5 protein-coding genes and 1 pseudogene are annotated in these 7,209 nt (G+C 65.9%); 2 read left to right on the forward strand and 4 right to left on the reverse strand.

All coding sequences use genetic code 11. The annotated features are described in order from the left end of the window. Positions 1–14: 14 nt before the first annotated feature. The 4 genes from car to WAO18_RS11075 form a co-directional block, all read right to left on the reverse strand. Entirely contained in the window at positions 15–3,515 is a 3,501-nt protein-coding gene (gene car, locus WAO18_RS11060) for a carboxylic acid reductase (protein ID WP_422206327.1), read from the reverse strand. Positions 3,516–3,665: 150 nt separating this feature from the next. Then, the gene (gene gabT / locus WAO18_RS11065) at positions 3,666–5,006 is read right to left on the reverse strand and encodes a 4-aminobutyrate--2-oxoglutarate transaminase (RefSeq protein WP_422206328.1); all 1,341 of its coding nucleotides are present in this window, start codon (positions 5,004–5,006) and stop codon (positions 3,666–3,668) included. A 43-nt stretch (positions 5,007–5,049) separates the two neighbouring features. Beyond that, positions 5,050–5,295 carry a hypothetical protein gene (locus WAO18_RS11070; protein ID WP_422206329.1) on the reverse strand — a complete coding sequence of 82 codons (246 nt, stop codon included), beginning with the start codon at positions 5,293–5,295 and terminating at the stop codon, positions 5,050–5,052. A 73-nt stretch (positions 5,296–5,368) separates the two neighbouring features. Beyond that, positions 5,369–6,040, reverse strand: coding sequence for a nitroreductase family protein (locus WAO18_RS11075; RefSeq protein ID WP_422206330.1), 672 nt, complete (start codon positions 6,038–6,040; stop codon positions 5,369–5,371). Positions 6,041–6,121: 81 nt separating this feature from the next. On the opposite strand from WAO18_RS11075, the gene yajC reads away from it, so the two are divergent. After that, on the forward strand, positions 6,122–6,451 hold the full coding sequence (gene yajC, locus WAO18_RS11080; protein WP_422206331.1) for a preprotein translocase subunit YajC: 330 nt from the start codon (positions 6,122–6,124) through the stop codon (positions 6,449–6,451). 120 nt (positions 6,452–6,571) lie between these two features. After that, positions 6,572–7,209: pseudogene (locus WAO18_RS11085) on the forward strand (protein translocase subunit SecD); the annotation flags it as partial.

The raw sequence follows: 7,209 nt of genomic DNA on the forward strand, positions 1-7,209 counted from the left end.
GCCTCAACTTTGTGTCAGAGCAGTCCGAGCAACTGCAGATCGGTGACGTACTTGACGATCACCGGCTTCGAGACATGCGGAATATCTTTGTCCGGACCAATTTTCGCGTCCTGTACAGCGGCACGGAACCGATCGGTCGGTGCCATCGATCCGTGGATCGGCGTCTGCGGCTTCTGGTAGTTGTGCAGCAGCGGTAGCAAGGAGTACTGACGTTGGCGCTCGGGCAGCGCCCGCAGCGTGGTCTCGAACCGTTGCAACCACGTTCCATAGTCGCCGACCCGCTGGACCGAGTACCCGGAATCGATCAGCCAGTCGATGTACTCGTCCAGGCCGATGCCATCGTCGTAGGGGTTCATCACGTGGTATGTCTGGAACTCCTCGACCACCTGGGCGCCCAAACTCGAGATGGCCTCGGAGATGAATTCGACAGGCAGCCCGTCGTAGTGGGCTCGCTGACGATTGCCGTCCGCGTCGAGCTCGTAGAACGACCCCGGCGCGATACCGGTGGCGACCAGGCTGAGCATCAGCCGGCTGAACATATCCGGCAGGTTCAGCTGACCCGCGTAGCTGGTGTCGGCCAGGATCATGTCGCAGCGGAAGACCGCGACGGGCAGGCCACACAGATCGTGAGCCTCACGCAGCAGAACCTCGCCGGCCCACTTGCTGTTGCCGTAGCCGTTGGCGTAGCCGTCGTTGATCTGGCGGGTGGCGCTGATTTCCCGGATATCGGCGTCCTCGACGAACCTTCCAGGCTGGATCTGGTCGCCCACACCGATCGTCGACACATACGTGTACGGCTTGATCTTCGTGGTCAGCGCGATCTTGATCAGCTCGGCGGTGCCCAGGGCGTTCGGCCCGAACAACTCGCTGTACGGCAGCACGTGATTCACCAGGGCCGCAGGATCGATGATCAAGTCGACGGTGTCCGCCAGCCGTTGCCAGGCCTGCGGGTCAAGGCCGAGGTTGGCCTCGCCTTTGTCGCCGGCGATGACTTCGAGGTGATCGGCGGCCAGCGCCTGGTAGTGGGCGAGCAGCTTCGGGTCGCCGCTGTCGAAGGTTCGGTCCAAGCGCGCACGTGCCTCTGCATCGGTTTTCGCCCTTACCAGCGCAATGACTTTGCCGTTGACCAAGTCCATCCGCTCCAGCCATTCCAGCGCCAGGTAGCGGCCCAGGAAGCCGGTTGCGCCGGTCAGCAACACGGTCCGCACCTCGCTGCCGGCCTTCGGCAGGTCGGGCGCCGCGGCCAGCGTGGCCTCGTCGAGGAACTTGTCCAGTGTCAGGTCGGCGGCGTGCACCTCGACCGCGTCGCGGCCGTGCACTGCGGCGAAGGTCGGCCGCTTGGTGCCGTGTCGTTCGCCTTCGATGTAGTCGGCGATCGCCTGCAGGTCGTTGGCCGGGCTGACGATCACACCCACCGGCACGTCGACGTCGAAGATCTCGTGCAACAGGTTGCCGAATGTCAACGCGGACAACGAGTCTCCACCCAAGTCGGTGAAGTGGGCGTCGGGCGTCAGGTCGGACTCGGCTGCACCGAGCAGTGCCACGGCAGCCCGGCTGACGGTCTGCAGCACCGGCGCGTCGGCGCCACCGCGACGCAGCTCGGAAAGCTCGTTGGCCTGGCCTTCGGCCAAGTCGGTGTAGAGCTGTTCCAGCCGCTCGCCGTAGTGCTGCTTGAGCTTCGGCCACGCCAGCTTGCGGATCCCGGTCAACAGCCCGTTTTCCAAACTGAACGGCGTGGTCTCGATGATGAAGTCACGCGGCACCTCGTAGGACTGCAGGCGGGCGGCTTTCGCGACGGTCTGCAACGACTCGGCGATCGCCGACTTCGACACGTCGGCGTCCGTCGGCACCACGACCGCCAGAAGGTAAGGCTGCGCGCTGTTTCCGTAGATGTAGATCTGGCGGATCAGCGGGCTGTTGCCGAACTCTGCCTCCAGCTTGGCCAGGGTGACGAACTCACCCTGCGCGAGCTTCAGCACGTTGTTGCGCCGATCGACATACACCAGCCGGTCGGGCGCCGTCTCGGCGAAGACGTCGCCGGTGCGGTAGTAGCCGTCGTCGTCAAAGACACCCGCGGTTGTTTCCGGCCGCTTGTAGTAACCGGGGAACATGTTGGGCGTCTTGAGTAGCAGCTCGCCCCGCGGATACGGCCGGTCGGTGGCGAAGTACCCCAGGTCCGGGACGTCGACCAGCTTGTAGTCGATGACCGGTGGACGCTGAATCTCGCCGTCCAACAAGACCATTCCGGCCTCGGTAGAGCCGTAGCCGTCCACCAGATGGATCTCGAGCAGCGACTCGACCCACTTCCGCAGTTCCGGGGAGGTCGGGGCCGAGCCGGTCATCGCAAAGATGAAGCGGCCGCCGAGCTGCTCTTGGCGCAGCTCGCTCAGCACCTGCGACTCTGCGGCGTGACGGTCCACGCCTTCGGCGGTCCGTCGACCGATTTCGCTCTGGTATTCGCTGTGCAGCATCTCCCAGATGCGCGGCACGAAGTTCAGCTCGGTGGGACGCACCAGGCGCAGGTCTTCGAGCAGCGTCGACAGATCGCTCTTGGCGGCGAAGTAGGCGGTCCCGCCGTTCCCGAGGGTGCCGTAAAGGGTGCCGCGGCCCATGACATGGCTCATCGGCATGAAGTTCAGGCTGATCGACGCGGCGCTCGGTCCGAACCAGTTCTTGGTCGACCTGTTCCACATCTTGGCGACGTTGCTCTGCGGGTACATCGCGCCCTTGGGGGCCCCGGTGCTGCCCGAGGTGTAGATCAGCAGCGCCAGCGGGTCGGCTCCATCCTCGGCGCCGGGGGCGACGAGGTCAGTCGCGGGCAGCTTCGCACCGCGCTCGCGGACCTCGTTGAGAGTCTCGATGGTCAGCGACAGATCAGCCAACCGCTCGTGGGCGCTCTGCAAAGCCTCACGGTTCTCGTCAAGCTCGCTGCGGTAGTCGAAGACCATCAGCCGTCCTGGCGTGTGGCCGGCTTCGGCGGCCGCAAGGATTAGGTCGACCGCATCCGAGAGGTAGTCGACGCTGGCCGCGAAGGCGGCGGGCTCGGTTTCGAGGATGATCGGCTGCAGTTGCGCGATCGCCGCGCTGGTCTGCAGAGGAACCGAAACGGCGCCGACGACGCCTAGCGCGACGTCGATCGTGGTGTAGTCGACGCTGGTGAACCCCAAGACGGTGACTCGATCACCGGCCGACAGCAAGCCGTCGGCAAACGCACGGGACACGTCACCGACGCGGTGGGCCAACTCGCCGTAGCTGACATGGGAGAACCAGGGGAGCAGCTTGGCGGACGTGCGCCCGGTCTGCGGGTCTTTGATCAGCTCATACGCCCGCTGCGCCAGCGCGGGCCGGTCGGAGTAGCCTTCCAGCACGGCCTTGGTCACCTGGGCGAATCGTGTGCCAGCTGAATCGATTGCGGCGGCAACGGTTGCATCGGGTCGCGCGGCGGCGAACTCCGGGTCGTTGGCGGTCAATTCTGCGGCGCGGCGTTCCTGGTCTTCTTGAACCTCACTCGACATATCAGAACCTCAAAACTGTGCGAAGCGGGAAATTTGTGGGTGCGACGCTGCACCTGATGCGTACTACGTTAGCCAAGGTAACGATATTCCCCGTCGGCCGGAAAAGCGACGACTGTGACTAATTGCACCGGACCGCTGAGCGGTCAGTATCTAGAGGTCGGCCAGCAGACCGGCCACCACATCGAGGCCCTCGGTGAGCAACTCGTCGCTGATCGTCAGCGGGGGCAGGAAGCGCACCACGTTGCCGAAGGTGCCCGCCGTCAACACGATGACCCCGTCGGCATGGGCCGCAGTGGCCAGCGCGTTGGTCAACGCCGCGTCGGGTTCGGCGGTGTCGGGCTTGACGAACTCGACGGCGATCATCGCGCCGCGGCCGCGTACGTCGCCGATGCGCTCGTCGCCGGCTTGCAGGACCAGCAGCCGGTCTTTCATCAGTCGTTCGATCTGGCGGGCGCGTTCGATGAGCCCGTCGGCTTCGATCGTCTCGATGGTGGCCAGCGCCGCCGCGCAGGCCAGCGGGTTGCCGCCGAAGGTGCCTCCGATGCCGCCGGCATGCGGTGCGTCCATGATCTCGGCAAGGCCGGTCACGGCCGACAGCGGCAGCCCGTCGGCGATGCCCTTGGCGATGCAGATCAGGTCGGGTTCGATGCCTTCGTGCTCGCAGGCGAACATTGCCCCGGTCCGGGCGATGCCGGTCTGCACCTCATCGGCAACGAAGACCACGTTGTTCTCCCGGCACCAGGCAAGCAGCGCGGGCAGGAATCCTTCGGCCGGCACGATAAAGCCGCCTTCGCCCTGGATGGGCTCGATGACGATGGCAGCCAGGTTGTCGGCACCGACTTGTTTGGAGATGACGTCGACGGCGCGCCGGGCGGCCAGTTCGCCGTCGGTCGCCATCTCTTTGTCGATCAGCCCGTCGCGGAACGGGTAGGACAACGGCGCCCGGTAGATCTCCGGAGCGAAGGGGCCGAATCCACTCTTGTACGGCATGGATTTCGCGGTCAGCGCCATGGTCATGTTGGTCCGGCCGTGATACGCGTGGTCGAACGCCACCACCGCGTCTTTACCCGTGTAGGCGCGCGCGATCTTGACGGCGTTCTCGACGGCTTCGGCGCCGGAGTTGAACAGCACTGAGCGCTTCTCACCCGAGCCCGGGGCGAGCCGGTTGAGCTGTTCGGCGACGGCCACGTACTGCTCGTATGGGGTGACCATGAAGCAGGTGTGAGTGAAGTCGGCGACCTGTGCGCGCACGGCGTCGACCACCCGCGGCGCGGAGCTGCCGATCGTGGTGACCGCGATGCCGGAGCCAAGGTCGATGAACCGGTTGCCGTCGACGTCCTCGACGATTCCGCCCGACGCGCGAACGGCGAACACCGGCATGGTCTTGCCCACGCTGGCCGACACCGCCGCGGCGCGGCGGTTGGTCAGCGCGAGTGATGTCGGACCGGGAATTTCGGTGGCGAGGTAACGGCTCTGTTCGACGTCAGACACGACAGCAGCCTATCTGCGTCGAGCCCCTGCTACGAGACCGAAATCAGCCCGCTGCGGTGTGCCCCAAGTCCCGGCAGACATTCCCGTTCGGGTCCCACCACTGGCCGGCAGGACAGTTGAGTGCCGGGCCCTGACCCACCGGTCGGCAGATATTGCTGTAGCCGTCCCAGTACTGGCCTGGCGTGCAGTTTCCGGGCGGGTCGGCCCAGCTGGTAGCCGGCGTTGCGAACGCGACGGCCGCTCCTGCAAGGACTACTGAGCTGGCCAACCGGCCAATAAGGTTTCTCACTTCGGACCTCCTCGATAACTAACTGTGAAACCGCTGAAGGCAGTAAGTCACTCTTAGCACGTTCCGGCTCGGTCTAAACCTCGAAAACCGAGCCGTCGATCGAATCGACCGTAACAAAGGAGGTCAAAGGTTCGCGGCGAAGTCGGCGAGGCTGCCGAACCGGATACCCCAACGCGATGATCGCGGCCAGCGCCAGCGGATCGGGCGCTCCTAAAATGGCTTTCACCTGCGCTTCCTCTCGGATCGCGATGGTCGTGATGACGCCACCCAGACCTTCGTCGCGCGCCGCCAGCAGTACGTTCCACGCGAACGGATAAATAGAGGCCCCCGCGGCGAAGGTGTACCGATCCGCGTCACGGTCGATCGCCGCCAACTTCGACAGGTCGGCGAACAAGGCCAGCAATACCGGGGTCTCGTCGAACCGCGCCGCGAAGCCGCCCGGCGTTTCGGTGTTTTCGGCAGCCAGCGCGCGGGCTTCAGCATCGCGGTCGTTGGTCGGTGACCACGGCCGCAGACCGGCGGCGGCCAACGCCAGGTAGTCCCGGGAACCTCGCAGGTAGCAGTCCCGCAGCCGGCGGCGGTTCGCGGCATCCTTGACGACGACGACGCGCCAGGCCTGCGCGTTGCTTCCGCTGGGTGCGAAGCGGGCGTTATCGAGCACCCGGGCCAGCACGGCATCGTCGACGGCTTGGTCGGTGAAGTCGCGAACGGCGCCGGTGGTGCGCAACGCGTCGATTAGCTCCATTGGTCAATGGTCCAGCATCGCGACGGGCTGATGGCACACTGGTGACCGTCACCCGACCAACCGGAAAGAATCTCTGTCCTCATGAACCAAGCGTTGACCTTCTTGCCGATGCTCGCCGTCTTGGGGGTGTTCATGTTCTTCGCGTCGCGCCGGCAGAAGCGCGCGATGCAAGCCACCATCGACCTGCACGAATCGCTGCGGATCGGGGAGCGGGTGCAAACCACCTCCGGATTGCACGGCACTATCCGGCGCATCACCGACGACACGGTGGACCTCGAGATCGCCACCGGCGTCGTGACCACTTGGGTCAAGCTGGCGATCAGGGATCGGGTCGAACCGGAGGATCTGGACAGCGAGGCCCACGAGGCCGGCGATCTGGCTGACGACCCGGGGCGACTGCCCAACGACTGAGGTCGGCGGCTCGCCACGTACCCTTTTCGGTGCGGTCGACTGATCGGCGCGCGAGATGCGAACGGCGGGGTGACGACCTGCGGGGACGCACATCGCGCATGAGCGGAGGAGACTCAACACGTGGCATCGCCCTCGGCGCCGGTGCACCCTAGCCGCTACCTGGCGGTGTTCCTGGTTCTGCTCATCGGCGTCTACCTGCTGGTGTTCCTCACCGGCAACAAGCATGCCGACCCGAAGCTCGGGATCGACTTGCAAGGTGGCACCCGGGTCACGTTGACGGCACGGACGCCGGACGGGTCGCGGCCGACCCGGGAGGCGCTTTCGCAGGCGCAGCAGATCATCGGCTCGCGCGTCAACGGTCTGGGTGTCTCGGGTTCTGAGGTCATCGTCGACGGTGACAACCTGGTCATCACCGTCCCGGGAACCGACGGCAACGAGGCACGCAACCTCGGCCAGACCGCGCGGCTGTTCATCCGTCCGGTCATCAACGCTCTTCCCGTCGACAGCACCGGGATGCAGGGCGGACCGCGGTTGCCCGCACCGCGCGGCACTCCGAGGCTGCCTAATGGTCAGGTACCGGGCGCACCCGGACCCGGCGGAGCCGCTCCTGGCGCGCCTGCGCCTGGTCCTCGCGGCCTGATCCCGAAAGCCCCGTCGCCCGGCGGCGGGCCCGGATCCCCTTCCGGAACCGGCCCCGGGGGCCTGGGCGGCCTGCCGTTTGCGCCCGACGAGCCGCTCGTCCCGCCGCAGCCCAGGCC

This window comes from Mycobacterium sp., assembly GCF_049278535.1.
Taxonomy (GTDB): domain Bacteria; phylum Actinomycetota; class Actinomycetes; order Mycobacteriales; family Mycobacteriaceae; genus Mycobacterium.